Annotated in this window: 21 protein-coding genes and 2 tRNA genes; 14 read left to right on the forward strand and 9 right to left on the reverse strand. The window is 69.7% G+C overall.

Features of this window, described 5'->3' with window-relative positions:
- Positions 1–18 precede the first annotated feature (18 nt).
- The 4 genes from ACFO27_RS02245 (at position 19) to cysG (ending at position 6,438) form a co-directional block, all read left to right on the forward strand.
- Positions 19–1,230: a cupin domain-containing protein gene (locus ACFO27_RS02245; protein WP_376815812.1), complete on the forward strand. Its 1,212-nt coding sequence runs from the start codon at positions 19–21 to the stop codon at positions 1,228–1,230.
- A 147-nt stretch (positions 1,231–1,377) separates the two neighbouring features.
- Positions 1,378–3,183, forward strand: coding sequence for an assimilatory sulfite reductase (NADPH) flavoprotein subunit (locus ACFO27_RS02250; protein WP_376815813.1), 1,806 nt, complete (start codon positions 1,378–1,380; stop codon positions 3,181–3,183).
- 106 nt (positions 3,184–3,289) lie between these two features.
- On the forward strand, positions 3,290–5,008 hold the full coding sequence (cysI, locus tag ACFO27_RS02255; RefSeq protein ID WP_376815814.1) for an assimilatory sulfite reductase (NADPH) hemoprotein subunit: 1,719 nt from the start codon (positions 3,290–3,292) through the stop codon (positions 5,006–5,008).
- A complete protein-coding gene (gene cysG, locus ACFO27_RS02260; RefSeq protein ID WP_376815815.1) occupies positions 5,005–6,438 on the forward strand; it encodes a siroheme synthase CysG in 1,434 nt (477 codons plus the stop codon). The genes cysI and cysG overlap by 4 nt, the downstream gene beginning before the upstream one ends.
- Here the strand turns inward: cysG and ACFO27_RS02265 are convergent.
- The 5 genes from ACFO27_RS02265 to ACFO27_RS02285 form a co-directional block, all read right to left on the reverse strand.
- A complete protein-coding gene (locus ACFO27_RS02265) occupies positions 6,397–7,680 on the reverse strand; it encodes a methyl-accepting chemotaxis protein (RefSeq protein WP_376815816.1) in 1,284 nt (427 codons plus the stop codon). The two genes, cysG and ACFO27_RS02265, sit on opposite strands and share 42 nt — an antisense overlap.
- Before the next feature lie 189 nt (positions 7,681–7,869).
- On the reverse strand, positions 7,870–8,994 hold the full coding sequence (gene bamC, locus ACFO27_RS02270) for an outer membrane protein assembly factor BamC (RefSeq protein ID WP_376816386.1): 1,125 nt from the start codon (positions 8,992–8,994) through the stop codon (positions 7,870–7,872).
- A 2-nt stretch (positions 8,995–8,996) separates the two neighbouring features.
- The gene (gene dapA, locus ACFO27_RS02275; RefSeq protein WP_376815817.1) at positions 8,997–9,899 is read right to left on the reverse strand and encodes a 4-hydroxy-tetrahydrodipicolinate synthase; all 903 of its coding nucleotides are present in this window, start codon (positions 9,897–9,899) and stop codon (positions 8,997–8,999) included.
- 82 nt (positions 9,900–9,981) lie between these two features.
- Positions 9,982–10,635, reverse strand: coding sequence for a site-2 protease family protein (locus ACFO27_RS02280; RefSeq protein ID WP_376815818.1), 654 nt, complete (start codon positions 10,633–10,635; stop codon positions 9,982–9,984).
- Positions 10,636–10,765: 130 nt separating this feature from the next.
- On the reverse strand, positions 10,766–11,392 hold the full coding sequence (locus tag ACFO27_RS02285) for an L-threonylcarbamoyladenylate synthase (protein ID WP_376815819.1): 627 nt from the start codon (positions 11,390–11,392) through the stop codon (positions 10,766–10,768).
- 194 nt (positions 11,393–11,586) lie between these two features.
- On the opposite strand from ACFO27_RS02285, the gene ACFO27_RS02290 reads away from it, so the two are divergent.
- The 5 genes from ACFO27_RS02290 to ACFO27_RS02310 all read left to right on the forward strand — a co-directional run bounded on the left by ACFO27_RS02290 (position 11,587) and on the right by ACFO27_RS02310 (position 15,274).
- Positions 11,587–11,662 (forward strand) — tRNA-His (locus tag ACFO27_RS02290).
- A gap of 97 nt (positions 11,663–11,759) precedes the next feature.
- The gene (locus ACFO27_RS02295) at positions 11,760–12,188 is read left to right on the forward strand and encodes a multidrug/biocide efflux PACE transporter (RefSeq protein ID WP_376815820.1); all 429 of its coding nucleotides are present in this window, start codon (positions 11,760–11,762) and stop codon (positions 12,186–12,188) included.
- Between the two features lie 39 nt (positions 12,189–12,227).
- Positions 12,228–12,524, forward strand: a complete 297-nt coding sequence (locus tag ACFO27_RS02300) for a hypothetical protein (RefSeq protein WP_376815821.1) — start codon at positions 12,228–12,230, stop codon at positions 12,522–12,524.
- Entirely contained in the window at positions 12,521–13,975 is a 1,455-nt protein-coding gene (locus ACFO27_RS02305) for a phospholipase D-like domain-containing protein (RefSeq protein ID WP_376815822.1), read from the forward strand. The genes ACFO27_RS02300 and ACFO27_RS02305 overlap by 4 nt, the downstream gene beginning before the upstream one ends.
- A gap of 78 nt (positions 13,976–14,053) precedes the next feature.
- On the forward strand, positions 14,054–15,274 hold the full coding sequence (locus ACFO27_RS02310) for a trans-sulfuration enzyme family protein (protein WP_376815823.1): 1,221 nt from the start codon (positions 14,054–14,056) through the stop codon (positions 15,272–15,274).
- Positions 15,275–15,281: 7 nt separating this feature from the next.
- On the opposite strand, the gene ACFO27_RS02315 is transcribed toward ACFO27_RS02310, so the two are convergent.
- On the reverse strand, positions 15,282–15,779 hold the full coding sequence (locus tag ACFO27_RS02315) for a hypothetical protein (protein WP_376815824.1): 498 nt from the start codon (positions 15,777–15,779) through the stop codon (positions 15,282–15,284).
- Here ACFO27_RS02315 and ACFO27_RS02320 point away from each other — a divergent pair.
- Positions 15,778–16,536, forward strand: a complete 759-nt coding sequence (locus tag ACFO27_RS02320) for a hypothetical protein (protein ID WP_376815825.1) — start codon at positions 15,778–15,780, stop codon at positions 16,534–16,536. The two genes, ACFO27_RS02315 and ACFO27_RS02320, sit on opposite strands and share 2 nt — an antisense overlap.
- Here ACFO27_RS02320 and ACFO27_RS02325 read toward each other — a convergent pair.
- The 3 genes from ACFO27_RS02325 to ACFO27_RS02335 all read right to left on the reverse strand — a co-directional run bounded on the left by ACFO27_RS02325 (position 16,445) and on the right by ACFO27_RS02335 (position 19,265).
- Positions 16,445–16,924: a carboxymuconolactone decarboxylase family protein gene (locus ACFO27_RS02325; protein ID WP_376815826.1), complete on the reverse strand. Its 480-nt coding sequence runs from the start codon at positions 16,922–16,924 to the stop codon at positions 16,445–16,447. The genes ACFO27_RS02320 and ACFO27_RS02325 overlap by 92 nt on opposite strands.
- 314 nt (positions 16,925–17,238) lie before the next feature.
- A complete protein-coding gene (locus ACFO27_RS02330) occupies positions 17,239–18,957 on the reverse strand; it encodes a cation acetate symporter (RefSeq protein WP_376816387.1) in 1,719 nt (572 codons plus the stop codon).
- Positions 18,957–19,265, reverse strand: a complete 309-nt coding sequence (locus ACFO27_RS02335) for a DUF485 domain-containing protein (protein WP_376815827.1) — start codon at positions 19,263–19,265, stop codon at positions 18,957–18,959. The genes ACFO27_RS02330 and ACFO27_RS02335 overlap by 1 nt, the downstream gene beginning before the upstream one ends.
- Before the next feature lie 198 nt (positions 19,266–19,463).
- Here ACFO27_RS02335 and ACFO27_RS02340 point away from each other — a divergent pair.
- The 4 genes from ACFO27_RS02340 to ACFO27_RS02355 all read left to right on the forward strand — a co-directional run bounded on the left by ACFO27_RS02340 (position 19,464) and on the right by ACFO27_RS02355 (position 23,644).
- Positions 19,464–19,540 (forward strand) — tRNA-Arg (locus ACFO27_RS02340).
- Positions 19,541–19,595: 55 nt separating this feature from the next.
- Positions 19,596–20,366, forward strand: a complete 771-nt coding sequence (tam, locus tag ACFO27_RS02345) for a trans-aconitate 2-methyltransferase (RefSeq protein WP_376815828.1) — start codon at positions 19,596–19,598, stop codon at positions 20,364–20,366.
- A 134-nt stretch (positions 20,367–20,500) separates the two neighbouring features.
- Positions 20,501–21,739 (forward strand): phospholipase A, encoded by a 1,239-nt coding sequence (locus ACFO27_RS02350; protein WP_376815829.1) that lies wholly within the window; start codon positions 20,501–20,503, stop codon positions 21,737–21,739.
- Between the two features lie 12 nt (positions 21,740–21,751).
- Positions 21,752–23,644, forward strand: a complete 1,893-nt coding sequence (locus ACFO27_RS02355; RefSeq protein WP_376815830.1) for an LTA synthase family protein — start codon at positions 21,752–21,754, stop codon at positions 23,642–23,644.
- The last annotated feature ends 42 nt before the right edge of the window (positions 23,645–23,686 follow it).

Here is a 23,686-nt window from a genome sequence, read left to right on the forward strand (position 1 = left end):
CCCCAAGGACACTCCGCCATGCACTCCCCGATCCCCGAGCTCGCAATCCCCGACATCGATCGGCCCACGCCCCTGCTGGGCGGGCTGACCCCGCAGGAATTCATGCGCGACTACTGGCAGAAGAAGCCCCTGCTGGTGCGCCAGGCCATCCCGGACTTCCGGCCGCCGGTCACGATCCGCGACGTGCAGACGCTGGCCCGCCGGGAAGAGGTCGAGTCCCGCCTGATCACCCATGGAGAACGCGGCTGGTCGCTGAAGCGCGGGCCGTTCCGCCGGCTGCCGCCCGCCGCGCAGCCGAACTGGACGCTGCTGGTGCAGAGCGTGGACCTGCACGACGATGCCTCGGCCGCGCTGATGCGGCAATTCCGCTTCATTTCCGACGCCCGGCTGGACGATCTGATGATCAGCGTCGCCACCGACGGCGGCGGGGTCGGGCCGCACTTCGACAGCTACGACGTGTTCCTGCTGCAGGGCCACGGCCGGCGCCGCTGGCGTACCAGCCGGCAGGCCGACCGCGCCCTGGTGCCGGGGCTGCCGCTGAAGATCCTGGCCGATTTCCAGCCGGACGCGGACGACATCCTGGAGCCGGGCGACATGCTGTACCTGCCCCCGCACGTCTGCCACGACGGCGTGGCCATCGGCAACGACTGCATGACGCTGTCCATCGGCTTCCGCGTCCCCAGCCAGGCCACCCTGGCCCGGGGCCTGCTGGAAGCCGCCGCCGACCAGGTTTCGGCACAGCACCTGGGCGACCCGGGGCTGTACGGGCACCCCTGCCTGCCCGGCCCGGACCTGGCCACGCTGTACACCGACGCCGGCGCGCCCGCCACGCGCACCCCGGCGGCCCTGCCCGACTCGCTGGTGCGGGCCACGCTGGACACTCTGTCCAGGATCCGCCTGGACCACGCGGTGGCGGCCCGGTTCCTGGGCCAATGGCTGACCTCCCTGCCCGACAGCGCCCTGTTCGACCCGGCCGACGAGCCCCTTGCGCTGAGCGCCGGGGTGCCCGCATCGGGCCGCCTGGTCCTGGACCGCTGCACGCGGCTGATGTACTGCGACCGGCAGGTCTTCATCAACGGCGAGGTCGCGCCCCTGGCGGCCGAACCCGGCCTGGAGGCGCTGGCCGACCGGCGCGCGCTGGAGGCCGACGCGGTCCGCCGCCTGGCCCCCGGGACCCTGGCCCTACTCGACGAATGGCTGGCGGAAGGCTGGCTCCACTGGGAAGCGTGAACCCGGTCCACGCCGCGCCTCGCAAGGCGCTCCTATTCGTCAGGCAATTTGCTTATATCCGCATAAAAACATAAGCATCGGTTCGTTCACGGCATGAAGGAAGCGTCCCAGAATGGACGCTTCCTTCATTTCCACAAGACCCGTGCCATGCTCGCGCCGAATTACCTGCCCGAAGCCCATCATTCCCTGATCGCCGAACTGGCCGATTCCTTGGAATCTTCCAGCCTGCACTGGCTCTCGGGCTACTTCGCCGGCGTCGCCCAGGCGCGCCAGCCCGCGCGGGAGGCCGCGCCTCCGCTGACGGTGGCCGCGGTCGCCACGCCCGACACGGCCCGGCGCCTGACCATCCTCTACGGCAGCCAGACGGGCAACGCCAAGCGCCTCGCCACCGCGCTGCACGAACAGGTGCGCGCCCAGGGACTGGAAGCGCGCCTGGTGCGGGCCGACCAGTACAAGACCAAGGAATTGAAGGACGAGCAGCTGCTCTACGTGGTCATGAGCACCCAGGGCGACGGCGATCCGCCGGACGATTCCATCGCCTGGGTCGAATTCCTGCTGGGCAAGCGCGCGCCGAAGCTGCCGCGGCTGAAATACGCCGTGCTGGGCCTGGGGGATTCCAGCTATCCCTCGTTCTGCGGCATTTCGCAGAAGATCGACGCCCGCCTGGCCGAACTGGGCGCGCAGCGCCTGCAGGACGCGGGCGCGGCCGACCTGGACATCGAGACGGTCGCCGCGCCCTGGCAGGCCCGGGCCCTGGAACAGGCGCGCGAGGTCCTGAAGGCCGCCGCGCCCGCCGCCGCCCAGGCCACCGTGACGCCGCTGCGCCCCCAGGCCGAGAAGTTCACCCGCGACCATCCGTTCCAGGCGGAAGTCCTGCTGAACCAGCCCATCACGGGCCGCGACAGCGACAAGGACATCCGCCACCTGGAACTGTCCCTGGAAGGCAGCAAGCTGCAATACGAGCCCGGCGACGCCCTGGGCGTCTGGCCCGTGCAGGACGACACCCTGGTCGCCCGCGTCCTGGAAGCCACCGGCCTGAACGCCGCCGATGGCGTCGAGCACCAGGGCGTCCGCCGCCCCCTGGGGGAATGGCTGGGCCGCTACCGCGAACTCACGGTGCTGACCCGCCCCTTCCTGACGGCCCTGGCGGAACGCGCGCAGCAAGACGACCTGACCGCCCTGCTGGCGCCGGACGCCCGCGAGCGGCTGGCCGCCTATCTGGGCACGCACCAGCTGATCGATGCGCTAAGACGATGGCCGGCGCGCTGGACCGGACCTGAACTGGTGGCGGCCCTGCGCCCGCTGACCCCGCGCCTGTATTCCATCGCCTCCTGCGCGGCGGTGGCCGAGGACGAAGTCCACCTGACGCTGGGGCACGTCGCCTTCGAGCTGGAAGGCGAATCCCGCTGGGGCGTGGCCTCGCACTTCCTGTCCGAACGCGCCGAGGGCGACACGGTTCCGGTCTTCATCGAGGAGAACACGCGCTTCCGCCTGCCGGCGGACGCTTCCCGCGACATCATCATGATCGGCGCCGGGACCGGCGTCGCGCCGTTCCGCGCCTTCGTCCAGGCCCGCGCCGAGGCGGACGCCCCGGGCCGCAACTGGCTGTTCTTCGGCAACCCGCGCTTCACCAGCGACTTCCTGTACCAGACCGAATGGCAGCAGGCGCTGAAGGACGGCCACCTGGACCGCATCGACCTGGCGTTCTCCCGCGACCAGTCGGAAAAGGTCTACGTCCAGCACAGGCTGCTGGCCCAGGGCGCGGACGTGTACGACTGGATCCAGGCGGGCGCCCACGTCTACGTCTGCGGAGACGCCGACCGCATGGCCCGCGACGTGCATGCCGCCCTGCTGGAGATCGCCCGCGACCACGGCGGCCTGGACGAGGAAGGTGCCCGCCAATGGCTGGACGACCTCGCCGCGCAAGGCCGCTACGCGCGCGACGTCTACTGATACGGGCTTCCGCATCGAAACACCGCCCGGCCGGGGTTCGCGCCCCGGCCGTCCCGATTTCCACGGGCCGCCCGACCGGCCCTTCTTCCGACCTCGCATCCCCGACATGAGCGTTTCCCCCCTCTCCCCCCTGGAAGACATCAAGACCTCGAGCCGTTTCCTGCGCGGCACCATCGCCAAGGAACTGGAAAACCCGGTCACCGGCGCCATCCCCGAAGCCGACACCAAGCTGCTGAAATTCCACGGCAGCTACATGCAGGACGACCGCGACATCCGCGACGAGCGGCGCAAGCAGAAGCTGGAGCCGGCCTACGCCTTCATGGTGCGCGCGCGCCTGCCGGGCGGCGTGATCAGCCCCGACCAGTGGCTGGCGCTGGACGAACTGGCGCGGAAATACGCCACGCGCGGCCTGCGCATCACCACGCGCCAGACCTTCCAGTGGCACGGCGTCCTGAAGCGCAACCTGCGCGCCTTCATGCAGGGCATCCACGACGCCCGCGCCACCACGATCGCCGCCTGCGGCGACGTGAACCGCCAGGTGATCAGCTCGGTCAACCCGCACCTGTCCAGCCAGCACGCGCTGACGCAGCAATGGGTGCAGCGCCTGTCCGACCACTTCCTGCCGCGCACCAGCGCCTACGCCGAGATCTGGCTGGGCGGCGAACAGGTCGGCGAGGCGGTCGACGAGGAACCCATCTACGGCAACGACTCGGCCTACCTGCCGCGCAAGTTCAAGATCGGCATCGCCATCCCGCCGACCAACGACTGCGACGTCTTCGCCAACGACCTGGGACTGGTCGCCATCATCGAGCACGGCGAGCTGCAGGGCTTCAACGTCGCCGTGGGCGGCGGCATGGGCGCGACGGCGGGCGACCCGACCACCTACCCGCGCCTGGGCACGCTGATCGGCTTCACCCGGCCGGAACACGTGATCGCCGTGGCCGAGGCCGTGGTCACCCTGCAGCGCGACCACGGCGACCGCAAGGAGCGCCAGCACGCGCGCCTGAAATACACCATCGACCGCCTGGGCGTGGACTGGTTCCGCGAACAGGTCGGCCTGCGCGCGGGCGTCCCCCTGGAGCCCCTGCGCCCCTATCGCTTCGAGCACAACGGCGACCGCTACGGCTGGTCGCGCGGCGAGGACGGCCGCTGGCACCTGGGACTGTACGTCGCCTCCGGCCGCCTGTGGGACCAGGACGGCCTGCGCCTGCAGACCGGCATGCGCGAGATCGCCCGGGTGCTCAAGGGCGAGTTCCGCCTGACCTGCAACCAGAACCTGGTGATCGCCAACGTGGACGAGGCCGACCGCGCCGCCATCGACGCCCTGGTCGAAGAATACGGGCTGGACGGCTACAAGGAACAGAGCGGCATCCGCCGCCACCACATCGCCTGCGTCGCGCTGCCCACCTGCGGCCTGGCCATGGCCGAGAGCGAGCGCTACGCCCCCGTCCTGCTGCCCAAACTGGAGGCCCTGCTGGACACGCACGGCCTGCGCGACGCGCCCATCCTGCTGCGCCTGTCGGGCTGCCCGAACGGCTGTTCGCGCCCCTACCTGGGCGAGATCGCCCTGGTGGGCCGCGCCCTGGGGCGCTACGACCTGCGGCTGGGCGCCGATTTCATCGGCGAACGCCTGAACGTGGTCTACCGCGAGAACATCACCGAGGCGGAGATCCTGTCCGGTCTGGACGAACTGTTCGGCCGGTACGCCCGCGAACGCGTCGCGGACGAAGGCTTCGGCGACTTCCTGGTGCGCGCCGGCGTCATCCAGGCGGATGCGCGCGATCCGCACATCGCCGCCTCCGGCCGCAAGGCGGGCGCGGCATGAACCACTTCCCGCTGTTCGCCGACCTGAAGGACCGCACGGTCGTCGTCGTGGGGGCCGGCCTGGTGGCCGAGCGCAAGATCGCCTTGCTGCGCGCGGCGGGCGCCCGGGTCATCGTCAGCGCCCGCGCATGCCATCCCCAGGTGCTGGCGCGCGCCCAGGCCGGCGAGATCGAGCTGCGCCTGGGGGAATTCGACCCAGCCCTGCTGGACGAGGCCTGGCTGGCCGTCGCGGCCACCAGCGACCGCGCGCAGAACCGGCGGGTCGCGGACGCCGCCGCGGCCCGCCGCCTGTTCTGCAACGTCGTGGACGATCCGGAGCTGTCCAGCGTCCAGGTGCCGGCCATCGTGGACCGGGCGCCGCTCACCATCGCCATCTCCTCGGGCGGCGCCGCGCCCGTGATCGCCCGGCGCCTGCGCGAACGCATCGAATCGCTGTTCGACCCGGCCCTGGGCGCCCTGGCCGCGCTGGCGCGGCGCAAGCGGCCGGCCATCCGCCAGGCCCGGCCGCAGTTGCGCCCGCGCCGGGATTTCTACGACTGGCTGCTGGACGGTCCCGTCCTGGGCGCCCTGCGGCGCGGCCGCGCCGACGAGGCGGAATCCCTGCTGGACCAGGCGCTGGCGGCCGCCAATCCGCCCCCGGCGGGCCGGGTGCTGCTGGTCGGCGCCGGCCCCGGCGACCCGGGCCTGCTGACCCTGCGCGGCCTGCGCGCCCTGAACGAGGCCGACGTGATCCTGGCCGACCGCCTGGTCAGCCCCGCCGTCCTGGCGCTGGCGCGGCGCGACGCGCTGGTGATCGACGTGGGCAAGACGCCCGGCGGTCCGCACGAATCCACCCAGGCCCGCATCCACGCCCTGATGGTGTCGCACGCCCGCCAGGGACGCTGCGTGGTGCGCCTGAAAGGCGGCGACCCCATGGTCTTTGGCCGCGGCGGCGAGGAACTGCAGCACCTGAAGCGGCACGGCATTGCCTATGAAGTCGTGCCCGGCATCACCGCCGCCCTGGCCTGCGGCGCCTACGCCGGCATTCCGCTGACGCACCGCGACCACGCCCAGTCCCTGATCCTCGCCACGGCGCACCGGCAGGCGGACGCGGCCGGGCCGCAAGGCCCGGACGGCGCCGACGGCCGGACCCGGGTGTACTACATGGGCGTGGAACGCCTGCCGGCGCTCAGCGCCCGGCTGCTGGCCGAGGGCCACGCCGCCGACCTGCCCTGCGCTCTGGTGGAAAACGGCTCGCGGCCCGAACAGCGCGCCCTGCACGCCACCCTGGGCTCACTCGCGGAACAGGCGCGCCGCCACGCCATCCATTCCCCCGCCCTGGTCATCGTCGGCGAGGTCACCGCCCTGGGCATGGACCTGGCGTGGTTCGGCGAAACCCTGCGGACGGCGTCAGCCGGAGACCCCGCCATGCATCGGCAGGCCGTGGCCTGAGCGTTTCCCGTCCCCGGCCTCGAGGCCCGCCAGGGCCTGCTTGATCGCGCCGTAGGCGGGGCGCCCCTGCGCCGTGATCTTGTCCCGCACCGCGTCGAAGCGGCCGCGCCGGGCCAGGTCGAGGATTTCGCCGCGGATGGCGCGGTAGGCCCGCACGGCGGCGGAGAACCGCTCCTGGGCCGCCAGATCCTGCGCGCGGCGCCGGTAGCGCGCCCAGGTCTCGTCCATGATCCGGTCGATCTCGCCGATCCGCTCGACCACCGGCTCGATTTCCCCATAGTCGTCGGCATTCTTGATCAGGATGTTGCAGGCCCGCATTTCCTCGGCGCAGGCCGACAGCACCTCGAGTTCCGGCCGCCCCGGCAGCAGTTGCGCGGTGCCGCGCTTGAGCAGGCCGATCTGCCCCTGGACCAGGCGCAGGTCGACGTTGCTCCTGCCCACCCATTCGACGGATTGCCTGGCTGAGGCCGACAGGGATTCGATGTCCTGGCCGATCCGCCGGCTCAACCCGCTTTGCGTGCGCGCCGCCTCGGTCATCTGATCGGAGGCTTCCAGCGTGCGGCTGGAATGCTGGCTGATGTCGTTCAGGGCCCGGCCGGCCTCGCGCGCATGCCCGACCCCCGCCTGGATGTCGGCCAGCACAGTTTCGAGGAACCCGCCCGCCTCGGCCGTACTGGCCGAGATCGCCGAGATCATCTCGCGGATCTGCACGGTGGCCTCGTCGGTGCGGGCCGCCAGCTTGCGGACCTCGTCGGCCACGACGCCGAAGCCGCGCCCCTGCTCGCCCGCACGGGCCGCCTCGACGGCCGCGTTCAGCGACAGCAGGTTGGTCTGCATGGCGACGTGCCGGATCAGTCCCAGGATGCCCTCGATCTCCTGGGTCTGGCGCACGACCTCGCGAAAGCGGTCGCTCAGGCTGTCCGCCGACCGGGCCAGCGCGCCGAGCCGCGCCGTGGTCTCGCCCAGCAGGACGTCTCCCCGGCGCGCCAGCGCGTGCATGTTGTCGACGCCATCGCGCGTGATTTCCGCCGACTGCACGACGGTCTCGACACTGTGCGCCAGGGCGTCCATGCTTTCCCTCAGGCCGGCCAGGATGCCCGTCTGCTCGCGCGACAAGGCGACCACGTTGGTGAACGAGGACATCATGCTGGCATTGTTGACGGTGATGTCGAGCGCCTGGCGATCCAGGCTCTGGATGTCCTGCGCGACCCGCCCGCTCATCCAGCGTATCCGCATGCTCATGGCTGTCTCCTGTGATTTTGCTAACATATTAGCTTGAGACAGGCCCGGCAACAAGGGGCGCGGCGGGTACCCGCCGCGCACGACGAAGCGGCCATGGGCGGAAAAGCGGAAAGCCTCGCCGGCATGGCCGGCGAGGCTTTCCGTCCCGCGGGATCGGGCGGGATCCAGATCCCGTCCGAAAGCCCGGTCTTACTGGGTTTCCTTCAGGTTCTTCGCCAGAACCGACAGGATGCGCTGCGCCGTGGCGTCGGTCTTGGGCTGGCCGGCCTCGTCGCGCACGCTGACCTGGGTACCGCCGCCCTGCTGGGCCAGGTGGATGCGCAGCTTCTGGGGCTCGGCGGCGTTGCGGGTGCCGAACAGGCGGCCGAAGGCGGTCTGCTGCTCGATCTTTTCGCCCGAGTCGGTGTCCAGGTAGCGGATGTAGTAATCGCCCTGCTCGCGGTTGCGGTCCTCGACCGTGAAGCGGGCCGAATCGATGGCCACGCCCACGCGGCGCCACGCCCGGTCGAAGGGTTCGGCCACGGTCAGGGAGGTCTGGTCCTTGGCGAGCTGGGCGGCGGCGACCGTGCCGGCGCCGGTCTCGGCGGCCTTGACCTTCTGCGCGGCCTGCTGCTGGTCGGTGCCCAGGTAGACCATCAGGCGGGCCAGCATGGCGGCGTTCAGGCCCGGATCTTCCTTGCCGAAGACCCACTTGAACGCCGTGCCGTCGCCCGTGGGGGTTTCTTCCATGTGCTGGTGGCTGATGTAGACCTCGGTCTTGCCGTTCACGCGCTCAAGACGCGTGGTGAAGCGGTCGCGCTCGCCGCTGTCGAAGACCTGGTCCAGCACGCTGCCCAGGGCGCTGCGCAGCCAGCCTTCGGGGATCTTGGCGCGGTTTTCCGCCCAGTCGGTCTCGATCAGGCCGGCCTGCGCGTTCTGGGAATGGATGGTGAAGCCCTGCTCGCCCCAGAACTCGATGATCTTCGGATACAGGTTTTCGGCGGGTTCGCTGACGACCAGCCAGCGCAGCGTGCCGTCGCGCATGACCTCGACGCCGGGCGCCCTGGGCAGCACGCGGTCGGCCGGATTCACGCTCTGCGCGCCCTGGCTGGCCTGGTAGTCACTCAGGCGGGCGACGCCTTCGGGCGCCACGTAGTGCGTGTTCTTGTTGGCCTGGGTCAGATCGGGCGGAATCGACAATGGATCCCCCGTGACGGTGCTCTTGTATTCGATGGATTCGGTCTGGCCGGTCAGCTGGCCGATGGTCGAGCAGGCGGACAGGGACAGCAGACCCGCCAGCACCAGGCTGGTCCGGGCGAGCGGCATGCGTTTCATCATCACAGGGAACCTGCCTCAATCAGGGCTTGGCGCACAACGGTGCGTAACGAATCGGACAAGGGCGTCAGGGGCAGGCGGTAGCCCAGCTGGGTCAGGCCCATTTCGGCCACGGCCCACTTGACGGGGATGGGGTTGGCTTCCAGGAACAGCACGCGGTTCAGGGTCGCCAGCTTGTCGTTCAGGCGACGGGTCTCGGGCACGTCGCCCCGCAACGCGGCGGCGCACAGTTCGTGCATCAGGCGCGGCGCGACGTTGGCGGTGACGGAGATGTTGCCCCGGCCGCCCAGCAGGATCAGCGCCGCGGCGGTGGGATCGTCGCCGCTGATGACATGGAAGCCTTCCGGCGCCTCGGCGATCAGCTGGGCGCCCCGGGCGATGTTGCCGGTGGCGTCCTTGACGCCGATGATGCCGGGGACCTGGGCCAGGCGCAGGATGGTCTCGTTGGACAGGTCCGCCACCGTGCGGCCCGGCACGTTGTACAGGATGCTGGGCAGGTCGCCGGATTCGGCGATGGCGCGGAAGTGCTGGTAGAGGCCTTCCTGGGTGGGCTTGTTGTAGTAGGGCACGACGGTCAGGCCGGCGGCCGCGCCGGCGGCGTAGGCGTGGCGCTGCAGTTCGATGGCCTCGGCCGTGGAATTGCCGCCGGTGCCCGCGATCACGGGGATGCGCCCGTCGGCGTGGCGCACGGCCAGCTCGATGAGTTCGGCCTGTTCCTGGACGGTGACCGTGGGGGATTCGCCGGACGTGCCGACCACCACCAGGGCGTCGGTGCCCTGCTCGACGTGCCAGTCGATCAGTTTCCGGAAGGCCTCCAGGTCCAGCTGCCCGTCGGGATGCATGGGCGTGACCAGGGCGACCATGCTGCCCTGAAAGACTGGGGTCGATGAATCCGAACCGGCCATGATGAGGAATGCCTCCGCAAGACGCCCGGGAAAGCCCCCGGGCGAAACAAAAAGCCAAGTTTACCGGATTCGGACCGCCGATCTACAAAAATCCGCTGACGACCCATTGCCCCAGCTTCAGGAGCGGCAGCATCAGGGGCCAGAGCCAGCCGAGCATCATCAGCACGATCAGGATCACCAGCCCGTAGGGCTCGATGCGGCCGTAGCGCCAGGCCAGGCGCGGGGGCAGCAGGCTGAAGACGATCCGCCCCCCGTCCAGCGGCGGCAGCGGCAGCAGGTTCAGGGCCATCAGGATCAGGTTGACCTGGACTCCGGCATTGACCATCAGCGCCCAGAAATCCCGCGGGCCGCCGATCAGGTCCAGCATCAGCAGGACGCGCAGGAGCAGCACCCAGCCGATGGCCATCAGCAGGTTGGAAGCCGGCCCCGCCAGCGCCACCCACAGCATGTCGCGCTTGGGCCGGCGCAGGCGGCCCCAGTTCACCGGCACGGGCTTGGCCCAGCCGAACAGCAGCCCGCCGCCCATGAGCTTGGTGGCGAACAGCAGCGCCAGCGGCACGACGATGGTGCCCATCAGGTCGATGTGCCGCAGGGGATTGAGGCTGATGCGGCCGGCCTGCTCGGCCGTGGGATCGCCGAAATGGCGCGCCACGTAGCCGTGCGCGGCCTCGTGCAGCGTGATGGCGAACAGGACCGGCAGGGCATAGACCGCGATGGTCTGGATCAGATTGTCCACGGGAGCTCGGGTGAATGAAGCGCCGGCGGGCGGCCGGCAAACCCCGCAAGCATAACCGCTGTCCGAGCCGCGCGGCCAAGACCGCGTTCGGTCCCGCCGTGCGCGGCGAGGCCCGCGCGCCAGCGTGTGGTCACGACAGGCCCAGCGCGGCCGGATCGCCGCGCCCCACCCGCACGACCTTGGGCGCTTCTTCCGTCAGGTCGATGACGGTGGTGGGCTCGAAGGGGCAGGATCCGCCGTCGACGATGGCGGCCAGTTCGTGCTGGTAGCGGCCGACGATGTCCTGGGCGTCGTTCAGGGGCAGGGTTTCGTCCCGGGGGATGAGGGTGGTCGACAGCAGCGGCGAGCCGGCCGCCTCGATCAGGGCGAGCGCCACCCGGTGGTCGGGCACGCGGATGCCGATGGTCTTGCGCGAAGGGTGCGAGACGCGCCGGGGGACTTCCTTGGTGGCCTCGAGGATGAAGGTCCAGGGGCCCGGCGTGGCCAGCTTCAGCAGCCGGTACTGGGGATTGTCGACCTTGGCGAAATGGCTGATTTCCGCCAGGTCGCGGCACAGCAGCGTAAGGTGATGGCGTTCGTCCAGCCCGCGCAGCCGGCGTAGGCGCTCGGCGGCGTCCTTGTCGTCCAGGCGCGCCACGACGGCGTAGCTGGAATCGGTGGGGACGGCCACCAGCCCCCCCTGGGCCAACAGGTCGCCGGCCTGCTGGAGCAGCCTGGATTGCGGGTTTTCGGGATGGACGACGAAGATCTGTGCCATGAGCGTTCCTTATGGGAGGGGGTCCGGCCGCCCCGGATCCGGCCCGTCGCCAGGCCCGATTCCCGGGCGGCCCCGTGAACCGCTGAAATCAAATCCGTAGCCGATAACATGACCTAAAACGCAGTGGCGATCAAGGGCCGGGGCGCCGTCTGCAAAAGGATTCCAGTCATGCTAGAATTCCCGTTCTTTGAGTGGTGACCGTAGCTCAGTTGGTAGAGTCCCGGATTGTGATTCCGGTTGTCGTGGGTTCGAGCCCCATCGGTCACCCCAATATCCCTCTTTCTTTCCGGTTTCCCGGACTGGCGGGGACGGCCCCGTCCGATCGCATCCACGCGGTGACGACACCGCCGCAGCGAACCGCCTTCCCATGCACATCCACGACCGCCCGTTGTCCGAACGCGTCTTTCACGCGCTGGCGTTCGAGCTCCTCGCCATCGGCATCTCCGCCCCCCTGGCCGCCTGGATCACCGGGCGCGGCATCTTCGACATGGGCGTGCTCACCGCCGTCATCGCCACGATCGCGGTGCTCTGGAACATGCTCTACAACTGGCTGTTCGACCGCCTGCAGGCGCGCATCGGCTTCGACCGCACCTACGGCGTCCGGGTGGCGCACGCCTTCGGCTTCGAGGGCGGCCTGATCGTGATCGCCATTCCCTTCGTCGCCTGGTGGCTGGACATCTCCATCTGGCACGCCCTGCTGCTGGACATCGGCTTCGTGCTGTTCTACCTGCCCTACGGCTTTCTTTTCAACCTGGGGTATGACAAGATTCGGCAGAACCTGATCACAGCCGACTGACGGCCCGGCCCCGCGCCCGGGCCCACTCCGGAACGCAGCATGGACACGCCTCCCGACACGACCCCGGCGCCCCAGCCCCCCGACTGGTCCCTGGCCCCCGAAGGCTGGGACTGGTCCGCGCAGGACGCGGACGGGCGCTGGTACTGGTACCGCACCGAACCCGTGCCCGGCATCGGCGGCGGCGTCTGGCGCTCGAATTCCCGCAACCAGCAATACGCCGGGGCCGGCTGGCCCAATCCGGACTGGTTCGATTCCCTGCGCCGCCGGCCGGGCGCGGAAGACACGTCCAGCATTCCGCCGCACCCGGCCGGCCCCGGCGACACGTCCCGCCCATGAGCGTCCTCACCGACTTCCTGCACGAATACTGGCCGCACCTGGCCGCCCTGCTGTCGCTGGCCTTCAGCCTGGTCGTCGCGGCCCAGGCCGCCATGCAGAAGAACGACGTGCGCGCGGCGATCGCCTGGGTCGGCGTCATCCTGATGTCGCCGTTCTTGGGCGCCTTCCTGTACCTGGTCGCGGGCATCAACCGCATCCGCCACGACCAGATGTCCGTCCAGCGCAGCCGCCTGATCAAGGACTACGTCAACAGCGCGCACCCCGCCTTCGGCGACGTCGGGCCGGTGTCCGGCCCGCAATTCGACTCGCTGCGCGTCCTGTGCGACCAGGTCAGCCGGTTTCCATTGCAGGACGGCAACCACGTCACCCTGCTCGACGGCGGCGACCAGGCCTATCCGGCCATGCTGCGGGCCATCGACGAAGCCCATCATTGCATCGCGCTGCAAAGCTACATCTTCGACCACGACCGCATCGGCCTGCGCTTCGCCGACGCCCTGCGGCGCGCCCAGGAGCGCGGCGTCGAGATCCGGGTGCTGATCGACGCCGTCGGCGCGCGCTATTCCCACCCGCCCATCCTGCGCCTGCTGCAGCGCAACGGCATCCGCGCCGACCGCTTCATGACCAATCCGCTGGGCCTGCGCTCGGCCTACGCCAACCTGCGCAGCCACCGCAAGATCCTGTTCGTCGACGGCCACCTGGGCTTCATGGGCGGCATGAACATCCGCGAAAGCTTCATGGCGTCCCTGGCGGGAAAGCGGGCCGACAGCGACACGCACTTCCGCATCGAGGGTCCGCTGGCGACCCAGCTGTTCGCCGTCTTCGCCAACGACTGGGAATTCGCCACCAGCGAACGCCTGCGCATCGAGGACTGGGTCCGGATCACCCCGCTGGCACCTCCCCCCCGGGTCCCGGCGCGCTGCATCCGCAGCGGCCCCGACCGCTACATGGCGGCCACGCACCGCGTGCTGCTGGGCGCCCTGGCCGTGGCCCAGCGCCACGTGCGCATCCAGTCGCCCTACTTCCTGCCCGACCAGGTCCTGATCGGCGCGCTGAACACGGCGGCGCGGCGCGGCATCCAGGTCGACATCGTGATCCCCGGGCGCAACAACCTGCGCCTGGTGAACTACGCCATGACCGCCCAGCTCGCCGAAATCATCGAAGGCGGCTGCCGCGTCTGGCGCAGCCGCGGAAATTTCGACCACTCCAAGCTGCTCACCATCGACGACGCCTGGTCCTACGCGGGCTCGTCGAACCTGGACCCCCGCAGCCTGCGGCTGAATTTCGAGCTGGACATGGAAATCTACGACCGCGCCCTGGCCGGACAGATCGGACGGCGCATCGACGCGGCCATCGAGCAGTCCGAGCGCGTGACCCTGGAATCCCTGAACGCCATGCCCTACCTGAAGCGGCTGCGCAACCGGATCATCTGGCTGGCCAGTCCGTACCTCTGAATCCCCAAGGGCCCCGGGACCCCGCGCCCCGGGCGTATGATGGGCGCCTGTCCTCATTCTTGCGCAGGAGCCCGCTCCATGAACCCCTCCCGGCCCGATTCCCCCGACGCGTCCTGGCGCGAACAGACCCTGGTGCTGCACGGCGACGCCGGCTGCGGCCACGGGGCCGACGTGGTTTCGCCGATCCACTACAGTGCCACCTTCCGCGCCGAAACCGCCGAGCAGTTCTCGGAGATGGCCACCACCGTGCGGCCGGCGACCTTCTACACGCGCCACGGCAACCCGGTGAACAAGCGCGTCGAGGCCATCCTCGCCGGCCTGGAAGGCACCGAAAGCGCCCTGCTGACGGGTTCGGGCATGGGCGCCATCTGCACCACCATCCTGGCGCTGCTGAAGGCCGGCGACCACGTCGTGGCCCAGCAGCGCCACTACATGAGCACGTCCAAGCTGTTCTCGGAAGTCCTCACCCGCTACGGCGTGCAGGTCAGCTTCTTCGACCAGACGGACCCGGACAGCCTGCGCGCCGCGCTGCGCCCGGACACGAAGCTGATCATGGTGGAAACGCCGGTGAACCCCAGCCTGTCCATCACGGACCTGGCGGCGGTGGCCGACATCGCCCGGCCGCGCGGCATCCTGACCGTGGCCGACAACACCTTCGCCTCGCCGCTGAACCAGCGCCCCCACGACCTGGGCATCGACATCGTGGTGCACAGCGCCACCAAGTACCTGGGCGGCCACCACGACCTGATGGCGGGCGCCATCTGCTGCAGCGACGCGCTGGCCGAGACCATCTGGAAGATGCACGTCACCCTGGGCGCGGTGCTCTCGCCCATGGACGCCTGGCTGCTGCTGCGCGGGCTGCGCACACTGTCGCTGCGCATGGAGCGCATCAACGCCAACGCCCTGGCGCTGGCGCGCTGGCTGGAAACCCGCCCGGAAATCGAGCGGGTCTTCTATCCCGGCCTCGAAAGCCACCCGCAACATGCCCTGGCGGCCCGCCAGATGCGCGGTTTCGGCGCGGTGGTGGCGTATTCGATCAAGGGCGGCTACGCCGCCACGCAGCGCTTCGTGACCGCGCTGAGACTGGCCACCCAGGCGGTCAGCCTGGGCGGGGTCGAGACCCTGGCGGTGCATACCGCTTCCATGTGGGCCAGCTCCATGACCGAGGCCGACATGCGGGCCGCCGGCATCGAACCGAACTTCATCCGCATGTCGGTCGGCGTGGAGCACGTCGACGACCTGAAGGCCGACCTGGCCCAGGCGCTGCAACGGTCGCAGAAGGCCCGGGAACCCGCCTGAGCGGGGCTCAGGCCGGCACCAGGGGGCGATGGGGCACCGCCTGCAGGATGAACCGCTCGTGCGCGCGGCGGGCGGAGGCCGCCGCGGCCAGGGCCGCCAGGCCGCCCACCCCCGCGACGACCAGGGCCGCCAGTTCCGGGGACAGCTCCGTGGAACCCGCCCAGCGCTGCCAGAAGACGCCCGCCGACACCAGGATGCACAGCGCCGTGAACGCATTGCGCCCGCCCAGCCGCAGCCCGGCGCGCAGCGCGGCGCCCGGCGTCGCCGCCGTCCAGCCCCGGTAGCGGCGGAAATGCGTCAGGAACCGCGACAGGCTCAGGAGCAAGGCGATCACCACGGCGGCCACCACCGCCAGCCCCATGGCCGACTCGACGGGCATCGAGATGCTATCGTGGGTCATCGGCATGGACTCCAGGTGCCGCCACTCCAGCCAGGCGGTCGTCGCCACGAAAGCCCCGGAGAACCCGGCCAGCTTCCAGTCAGATACAGAAATGTGTGCCGTCATGACTTCCTCTCGTGAAAGACTCCCGCCCACCTTATCCGAAAGCCGCGCCGCCGTGACGCCGGAGGACGGCGATTCCGCCCAAAATGGGCGGACGGCGCGCGACCCCCGCTACGACAGGGCCTTCGCCGCCCTCAGCTTCGTCATGAACCGGCACTTCATCGACCACTTGCTGCGATCGATGCGCGAACTCGACATGGACGCCGAATCCCTGGTCCTCCTCGGGCTGGTGTCCCACCTGGGGCTGGCCCGGCTGATGACGCCGGGCGGAGCGGGCGGGGACGCCGTCCCTTCCCGCAAGGAACCCCAGCCCGTCCGCCTGCGGGACCTGACGGTGGTTTCCCGGCTGCCCCGGGAAACCATCCGCCGCAAGCTCCTCGGACTGCGGGACGCCGGCTATATCGAACAGCGGGGGCGCGGGTGGATCCTGCTCCCCGGGCGCATCGACGAGCGGATACGCGCGTTCAACTACCAGACCCTGCGGCGCCTGCTGACGACGGCGCGCGAACTGGAAGCGATCCTGGTCCAGGCTGGGCGGCGGCCCGCCGCGTTCATGGATGGACCGGCCGGAGGCGCGGCGAGCCCGGGGCAAGAGATCGGCCAGGAAGCGGCGATCGGCCCGGAAGGCAAGACCGGTCCGGCAGCCACGGCCGACCCCGGGCAAGCGCTCAGCTCAGGCCCGCCTTGTCCAGCCCGAACAGGGCGTCGGACGAGCCGGGCACCGCACGGAAAGCCACCCCCAGGCGGTTCCAGCCATTGATGCCCACGACCAGGAAGCTCAGGTCGGCCAGTTCCTTTTCCGACAGCTGTTCGCGCACCCGCTGGAACAGTTCGTCGGGCACGCCTTCGGGCGACAGCCGCGTCAGGGCCTCGGTCCATTCCAGGATGGCCTTTTCCTTGGCCGTGAACAGGGGCGATTCGCGCCACACGGCGACGTGGTGCAGGCGCAGTTCGCGCTCGCCGGCGATCTTGGCTTCCTTGACGTGCATGTCCACGCAGAAGGCGCAGCCGTTGATCTGCGAGGCCCGCAGAGTGACCAGGTGGCCGATTTCGGCCAGGAAGGGATTGGCGTGCAGCAGTTGGCTGAATTCGCCGTATTTGCGGGCGGCCTCGGGCGAGGCCTGGTAGTAGTTCAGGCGTTGTGTCATGGTGAGAGAGGTCCAGGAAAAACGTAATGAAGGGGCGCTTTTTTGCCGTGGGACAGTCCGGCGGCAAAAAGGGTCGCTTTCCATTGTGCACCGTTTTGGTACTGATTGTCAGGCGGTCCACGGCCCGGTCCACGGTCCGGTCCGCGCCCTGGCCTGCGGCCGGAGCCGCGCGCCCGGGAACCAAAAGAAACACCCCGGCGGCCGGATCACGGCCACCGGGGTGGAGAGCACCCGGAAATCGCCGCAGGCAGCGCCTGCCGGCCACGGGTCGGGTCGCATGGCGGCGGCCTGGCCGGCCGCCGTTCATCGCGGGATCAATGCGCGCTGGCGGCGGATGCCCCGATCCCGGTTTCGCTGCGCACGGTCTGGGCCTCGAAGCCGGCCCGGTCGATACGGGCGCGTTCGCTGCGGTCCGTCACCGAGAACAGCCAGATCGACACGAAACCGATCGTCATGGAAAACAGCGCCGGGGACGCGTAGGGGAACCAGGCCGAGCCGGCCGGATTGCCCAGCGTGGCCTCCCAGACGGACGGCGACACCACCGTCAGGACCACGGCGCTGATCAGGCCGGCAAAGCCGCCGATCATGGCGCCGCGCGTGGTGCAGCCCTTCCACAGCACCGACATGAACAGCACCGGGAAGTTCGCCGACGCCGCCACGGCGAAGGCCAGCGACACCATGAAGGCGATGTTCTGCTTCTCGAAGGCGATGCCCAGCACCACGGCGACGATCCCGAGGATGACCGTGGTGATCTTGGCGACCTTCATTTCCTGTTCGCGGGTGGCATTGCCGTCCTTGACCAGGGTCGCATAGATGTCGTGCGACACCGCCGAAGTGCCCGACAGCGTCAGGCCGGCCACCACCGCCAGGATCGTGGCGAAGGCCACGGCCGACATGAAGCCCAGGAACACGTTGCCGCCCACGGCGTCGGCCAGGTGCACCGCCGCCATGTTGCCCCCGCCGATCAGGGCGCCGGCCGCGTCCAGGAACTGCGGATTGGTTGACACCAGCACGATCGCGCCGAAGCCGATGATGAAGGTCAGGACGTAGAAGTAGCCGATCCAGGACGTGGCCCAGAACACGGACTTGCGGGCCTCGCGCGCATCGGGCACGGTGAAGAAGCGCATCAGGATGTGCGGCAGGCCGGCGGTGCCGAACATCAGCGCCATGCCGAAGGAGATCGCGCTGATCGGATCCTTGATGAAGTTGCCCGGCCCCATGATCGACTGTCCCAGCACGCCGGCCTGGGCGGCGTCCTTGCCGGCGTTCAGGGCGGCCAGCGTCTTGACCTCCACCGCGGCGGCGAACAGGCGCTCGGGCGAGAAGCCGTAGTGCGCCAGCACCATCAGGGCCATGAAGGTCGCGCCGCCCAGCAGCAGGGCCGCCTTGATGATCTGCACCCAGGTGGTGGCCGTCATGCCGCCGAACAGCACGTAGACCATCATCAGCACGCCGACCACGACCACGGCGATCCAGTACTCCAGGCCGAACAGCAGCTTGATGAGCTGGCCGGCGCCGACCATCTGGGCGATCAGGTAGAACGCCACCACCACCAGGGTGCCCGAGGCCGCGAAGGCGCGGATCGGTCCCTGCCTGAAGCGGTAGGCCGCCACGTCGGCGAAGGTGAACTTGCCCAGGTTGCGCAGGCGTTCGGCCATCAGGAAGGTCAGGATGGGCCAGCCCACCAGGAAGCCGATGGAATAGATCAGGCCATCGTAGCCGTTGATCATCACGGCGGCGGAAATCCCCAGGAACGAGGCGGCCGACATGTAGTCCCCGGCGATCGCCAGGCCGTTCTGGAAGCCGGTGATGCCCCCGCCGGCGGTGTAGAAGTCGGCGGCGGAACGGGTCCGGGCCGCGGCCCATTTCGTGATCCACAGGGTCAGGAGCACGAACAGGCCGAACATCGCGATGGCGGTCCAGTTGGTGGGCTGCCGCTGCAGCTCGCCCAGGTCGCCGCCCGCGGCCTGCGCGGTCGAGGCCAGGGCCGCCAGGGCCAGCGCGCCCAGCGCGCGTAAGGTCATGCGGTTCATCATTGTCCGGCCTCCTGGACGATTTCGCGGGTTAGGCGGTCGAATTCGCTGTTGGCGCGGCGCACGTACAGCCCGGTGATCAGCACGCTGAACACGATGACGCCGAAGCCGACCGGGATCCCCCAGGTCATGACGCCTTCGCCCAGTTTCAGGGCGAACAGTTCCTTGTCGAACGCGATCACGCCGATGAAGCTGTAATACACCAGCAGCATGATCACGGCCAGCGTCCAGCCGTAACGCAGTCGCGTACGCCGCAGATGCTGGTATTTCGGGTTCGACACGATGGCTTGTGTCTGCTTGTCTCCCATGTCTGTCTCCTGATGGGTCGTATGATGCAGTGCAAGATAGAAACCCGACCTTACGAGGGCCTTACAGGCGCCCCGATCCCTCGATCCCTCAGGGAAAACACCGACGCCTGGAATGCACGTTAGAATCCAGGATTCGCGGACGTCCGACGCCGCCGCGCCGCCCGCGATCGTGCCCGGACCCGCCGGCGCGACACCCGACCGCCCTTAGCTCAGCCGGATAGAGCAACGGCCTTCTAAGCCGTAGGTCACTGGTTCGAATCCAGTAGGGCGGGCCACCGCCGGTCGCACGGCGCGAGGCGGCGGACTTCGGATCCCACGGGAGGACAGCGCATGGCCTGGTCGGCAACCCAATACACGATGTTCGAGGCCGAACGCACCCGGCCGGTCAGGGACCTGCTGGCGGCGGTCCCGACGCGCGACCCCGCCCGGCTGGCCGACCTGGGCTGCGGCCCGGGCAATTCGACCGAAGTCCTGCGGGCGCGCCATCCGGACGCCCGCGTCGTCGCCCTGGACAGTTCCGCCGAAATGTTGGAAGCCGCCCGGAAACGCTTGCCGGACATCGATTTCCTGCAGGCCGACATCGCCGCCTGGACGCCCGACGCCCCCTTCGATCTCATCCTGGCCAACGCCTCGCTGCAATGGATCCCGGATCATGCCGCCCTGTTTCCGAGACTGGCCGGCTTCCTCGCGCCCGGCGGCAGCCTGGCCATCCAGATGCCCGACAACCAGGACGATCCCGTCAAGACCCTGATGCGCAAGACGGCCGCCGATCCCCGCTGGTCGGACCGCATCGGCGACGAGCGCAGCACCCGCTTCCCCAGCCACCCCGTCCCCTGGTACTACGACCTGCTCAAGCCGCGGTGCGCGCGCGTGGACATCTGGCGCACCCGGTACTGGCACGTGCTGCCCGACGGCGTGGACGGCATCGTGGCCTGGTTCAAGGGCAGCGCCCTGCGCCCCTTCCTGGCGCGGCTGGACGCCGCCGAACAGGCGCGCTTCCTGGCGCAGTACCGCGACGAACTGGCCCGGGCCTACCCGGCCCAGGCGGACGGCTCGGTGCTGCTGCCCGTGCCCAGGCTGTTCATCGTCGCCACCCGCTAGGGCGGCCTTTTCCAGGCCGAAGGCCGCCCGCAGGCCGTGCAGTCCCGGGGAACCGCACGGACACACCAGGAAACGTGCGCCCCGGCCGCAAATGCTAAAGTTCCGGGCACGACCTTGCCTTTGGTTTCAACATCATGCCTTGTTTCCACTACACAGGCTTGCGCCACGCCTTTTTCCTCGCCATCGGCTGCCTCTGCCTGGCGGCCGGCACCGCCCACGCGGGCCTGACCTACCGCCTGACCAGCCCGCAGGCCAGTCCGGGCGGCCCGATCGAACTGGAAGGCCTGCTGACGAACGACACCGGCACGGCGCTCTCCAGCCCGGTCGCCCGCGAACTGAGCGGACAGTGGGTGGACGCCCAGGGGCACGCCACGCCCGCGCATTTCCAGCTGCGGACCTCGCCCGACGCCATCGACCTGCCCGCCAACACCTTCACCCGCATGGCCTGGAGCGGCCGGGTGCCGGAGGGCGCGCGCGGCCTGCTGACCCTGCGCCTGGACGGCGCGGCCGACACCCTGCTGGCGCTGCAAGTGGATGCGGGCAGCCTGCACGGCACGCGGGTCGCGGCGAGCGCCGAGACGGGCGCGGCCTTCGTCCCGCCGGCCGACACGGCCTCCGCGGCCGCCCCGGCGCCCGCCAGCGGCCTGTCCCCCTTCGACACGTTCCGCAACGCGATTTCCTCCTACGAGCCGATCTACTTCGCGGTGGGCAACCGCGACGGCGCCGACGCCCGCTTCCAGGTCAGCTTCAAATATCGCCTGTTCAGCCCGAAGGATCCCGCCCGGCCGGACTTCATGGACAACTGGTATTTCGGCTACACCCAGACCGCCCTGTGGGACCTGCACTCGGACTCCATCCCCTTTGTAGACACCACCTACAACCCCAGCCTGTTCTGGGCGCGCGACTCGATCTGGTCCACCGGCGACAAGCGCTGGTCCCTGGGGTTGAACACGGGCTTCGAGCACAAGTCCAACGGCAAGGAGGACGAGGATTCCCGGTCGCTGAACGACCTCTACGTCCAGCCGGAAGTCAACTACCGCTTCGACGGCGGCAGCACGCTCAGCTTCCAGCCGCGCTTCAAGTACTACGTCTGGACCGACTACGACATGGGCTACCGGGACTACATGGGCTACGTGGACTGGAAACTGCGCTGGGCGCAGGACGACGGCCTGATCCTGTCGGGCCTGTACCGCCAGGGCGCGAGCGGGCGCAACGCCACCCAGCTCGAAGCCGCCTGGCCCCTGAAGCGGACCTTCCTGCACATGAACGGCCACCTGTACGTGCAGTATTTCCGGGGCTACGGCGAGACGCTGCTGGGCTACGACCAGAAATCCGGTCCGCAAGTGCGCATCGGCATCGCGCTGGTGCCCTGAGGAACCCATCCCATGCTCACCCAGATCGGGGTTTTCGTCCTCGCGTCCCTGGCGCTGCTGACCCTCAGCCGCGCTCTGCTGACCGCCTGGCTGTGGCCCCGGGTCCGGGCGGCCGGCGGCCCCTGGCCGATCTTCCGCTGGGGACTGCGCATCGACCTGAACCAGATCGCCATGTGGGCCGGGATCCCGCTGCTGCTGGCGCCCTGGCTGGGCGACCGCCCCGCCGCCATCTTCCTGACCGGGCTGTGGCTGCAGGCCGCCTGGCTGCTGTTCGTGCTGCTGGAGGTATCCACGCCCCAGTTCATCCAGGAATACGACAGCCGCCCCAACCGCCTGTACATCGAATACCTGAAATACCCCAAGGAAGTCTTCGGCATGCTGTGGAAGGGCTACAAGCCCGTCCTGCTGGCCGCCGCGCTGAGCCTGGGCCTGGCCGCCTGGCTGGGCCATGCGCTGTTCGCCGGGGCCCGGCCCGATGCCCTGCCCGCCTGGCCCTGGCGCGTGCTGGTCACGCTGATCTTCGCCGCCGCCATCGCGCTGGCCATCCGGGGCACGCTGGGCCACCGCCCGATCAATCCGGCCTCGGCGGCCTGGTGCGGCGACAGCCTGCTCAACACCCTGCCCCTGACGTCCCTGTACAACGTGCTGTTCGCCCTGTACGCCATCAAGAACGAACGCTCGGCGGCCGACGTCTACGGCGACCTGCCCGATCCCGAACTGCACGCGATCATCCAGGAGCAGGCCGGCATCCCGCCCGGCCCGGCCGAGATCCCCACCCTGCACCGCCAGCCCGCCAGCCAGCGGCCCGCGCGGCCCCGCAACCTGGTGCTGATCGTCGAGGAAAGCCTGGGCGCCCAGTACGTGGGCAACCTGGACGGCGCGGGACTGACGCCCCGCCTGGACGCCCTGGCGGCCGAGGGCTGGAACTTCACCCGCGCCTACGCCACCGGCACCCGCTCGGTGCGCGGCCTGGAGGCCGTCACGGCGGGCTTCCCCCCCACCCTGTCGGACGCCGCCCTGCGCCTGGGCGACGCCCAGAGCCGGTTCTTCACCCTGGCCCAGCTGCTGAAGCGGCACGGCTACCGCTCGCGCTTCATCTACGGCGGCGAAGCCCACTTCGACAACATGAAGAGCTTCTTTCTGGGCAACGGCTTCGACGAGCTGCACGACCTGCCAACCTTCGAATCGCCGGCCTTCGTCGGCACCTGGGGCGCCAGCGACGAGGACATGTTCGACAAGCTGCACGCGCTGCTGTCGCAGGGCGGCGATCAGCCCACCCTGCACCTGGCCTTCTCCGTCAGCAACCACACGCCCTGGGAATACCCGTCCGGCCGCATCCCGGTCGAGGGCGACCCCGCCACGGTCGAGAACACCGTGCGCTACGCGGACTGGGCCATCGGCCGCTTCTTCGAGCAGGCGCGCGCCAGCGCCTACTGGAACGACACGGTCTTCCTGATCGTGGCCGACCACGACGCGCGCGTCGGCGGCGCCCAGCGCATTCCGCTGCGCCACTTCCACATCCCCGCTCTGATCCTGGGCGCGGGCGTCGAGGCGCGCCGCGACGAACGCATCGTCAGCCAGATCGACCTGCCGCCGACCCTGCTGTCGCTGATCGGCGTCGACGACGCCCACCCCATGATCGGCCACGACCTGACGCGCGCGGACGCGGGCGGCCGCGCCATGATGCAGTACGAGGAGCACTACGGCTACCTGCGGGGCGACACCCTGGCGGTGCTGGAGCCCCACCAGCCCGCGCATTTCTACCGCTACGCCGCGCCGGACGGCTACGCGCCGCTGGAGCCGGACCCGGAACTCGGCCGCATCGCCCTGGCCCACGCCCTGTGGCCCACCTGGGCCTACCGCCATCGCGCCCACACGCTGCCGGAGCTGCGCCTGCCCGGCTAGGCGATTTTGCCCCTACACCCCATGGTAGAATCTGCGGTCCAG

The organism is Castellaniella denitrificans, from assembly GCF_042653765.1.
GTDB classification, from domain to species: Bacteria; Pseudomonadota; Gammaproteobacteria; order Burkholderiales; family Burkholderiaceae_B; genus Castellaniella; species Castellaniella denitrificans.

Bases quoted from the DNA above. Each gene is read 5' to 3' on its own strand.
- ACFO27_RS02245 (WP_376815812.1), top strand. From the start codon at position 19: ATGCACTCCCCGATCCCCGAGCTCGCAATCCCCGACATCGATCGGCCC.
- ACFO27_RS02250 (WP_376815813.1), top strand. From the start codon at position 1,378: ATGCTCGCGCCGAATTACCTGCCCGAAGCCCATCATTCCCTGATCGCC.
- cysI (WP_376815814.1), top strand. From the start codon at position 3,290: ATGAGCGTTTCCCCCCTCTCCCCCCTGGAAGACATCAAGACCTCGAGC.
- cysG (WP_376815815.1), top strand. From the start codon at position 5,005: ATGAACCACTTCCCGCTGTTCGCCGACCTGAAGGACCGCACGGTCGTC.
- ACFO27_RS02265 (WP_376815816.1), bottom strand. From the start codon at position 7,680: ATGAGCATGCGGATACGCTGGATGAGCGGGCGGGTCGCGCAGGACATC.
- bamC (WP_376816386.1), bottom strand. From the start codon at position 8,994: ATGAAACGCATGCCGCTCGCCCGGACCAGCCTGGTGCTGGCGGGTCTG.
- dapA (WP_376815817.1), bottom strand. From the start codon at position 9,899: ATGGCCGGTTCGGATTCATCGACCCCAGTCTTTCAGGGCAGCATGGTC.
- ACFO27_RS02285 (WP_376815819.1), bottom strand. From the start codon at position 11,392: ATGGCACAGATCTTCGTCGTCCATCCCGAAAACCCGCAATCCAGGCTG.
- ACFO27_RS02295 (WP_376815820.1), top strand. From the start codon at position 11,760: ATGCACATCCACGACCGCCCGTTGTCCGAACGCGTCTTTCACGCGCTG.
- ACFO27_RS02300 (WP_376815821.1), top strand. From the start codon at position 12,228: ATGGACACGCCTCCCGACACGACCCCGGCGCCCCAGCCCCCCGACTGG.
- ACFO27_RS02305 (WP_376815822.1), top strand. From the start codon at position 12,521: ATGAGCGTCCTCACCGACTTCCTGCACGAATACTGGCCGCACCTGGCC.
- ACFO27_RS02310 (WP_376815823.1), top strand. From the start codon at position 14,054: ATGAACCCCTCCCGGCCCGATTCCCCCGACGCGTCCTGGCGCGAACAG.
- ACFO27_RS02320 (WP_376815825.1), top strand. From the start codon at position 15,778: ATGACTTCCTCTCGTGAAAGACTCCCGCCCACCTTATCCGAAAGCCGC.
- ACFO27_RS02315 (WP_376815824.1), bottom strand. From the start codon at position 15,779: ATGACGGCACACATTTCTGTATCTGACTGGAAGCTGGCCGGGTTCTCC.
- ACFO27_RS02325 (WP_376815826.1), bottom strand. From the start codon at position 16,924: ATGACACAACGCCTGAACTACTACCAGGCCTCGCCCGAGGCCGCCCGC.
- ACFO27_RS02330 (WP_376816387.1), bottom strand. From the start codon at position 18,957: ATGAACCGCATGACCTTACGCGCGCTGGGCGCGCTGGCCCTGGCGGCC.
- ACFO27_RS02335 (WP_376815827.1), bottom strand. From the start codon at position 19,265: ATGGGAGACAAGCAGACACAAGCCATCGTGTCGAACCCGAAATACCAG.
- tam (WP_376815828.1), top strand. From the start codon at position 19,596: ATGGCCTGGTCGGCAACCCAATACACGATGTTCGAGGCCGAACGCACC.
- ACFO27_RS02350 (WP_376815829.1), top strand. From the start codon at position 20,501: ATGCCTTGTTTCCACTACACAGGCTTGCGCCACGCCTTTTTCCTCGCC.
- ACFO27_RS02355 (WP_376815830.1), top strand. From the start codon at position 21,752: ATGCTCACCCAGATCGGGGTTTTCGTCCTCGCGTCCCTGGCGCTGCTG.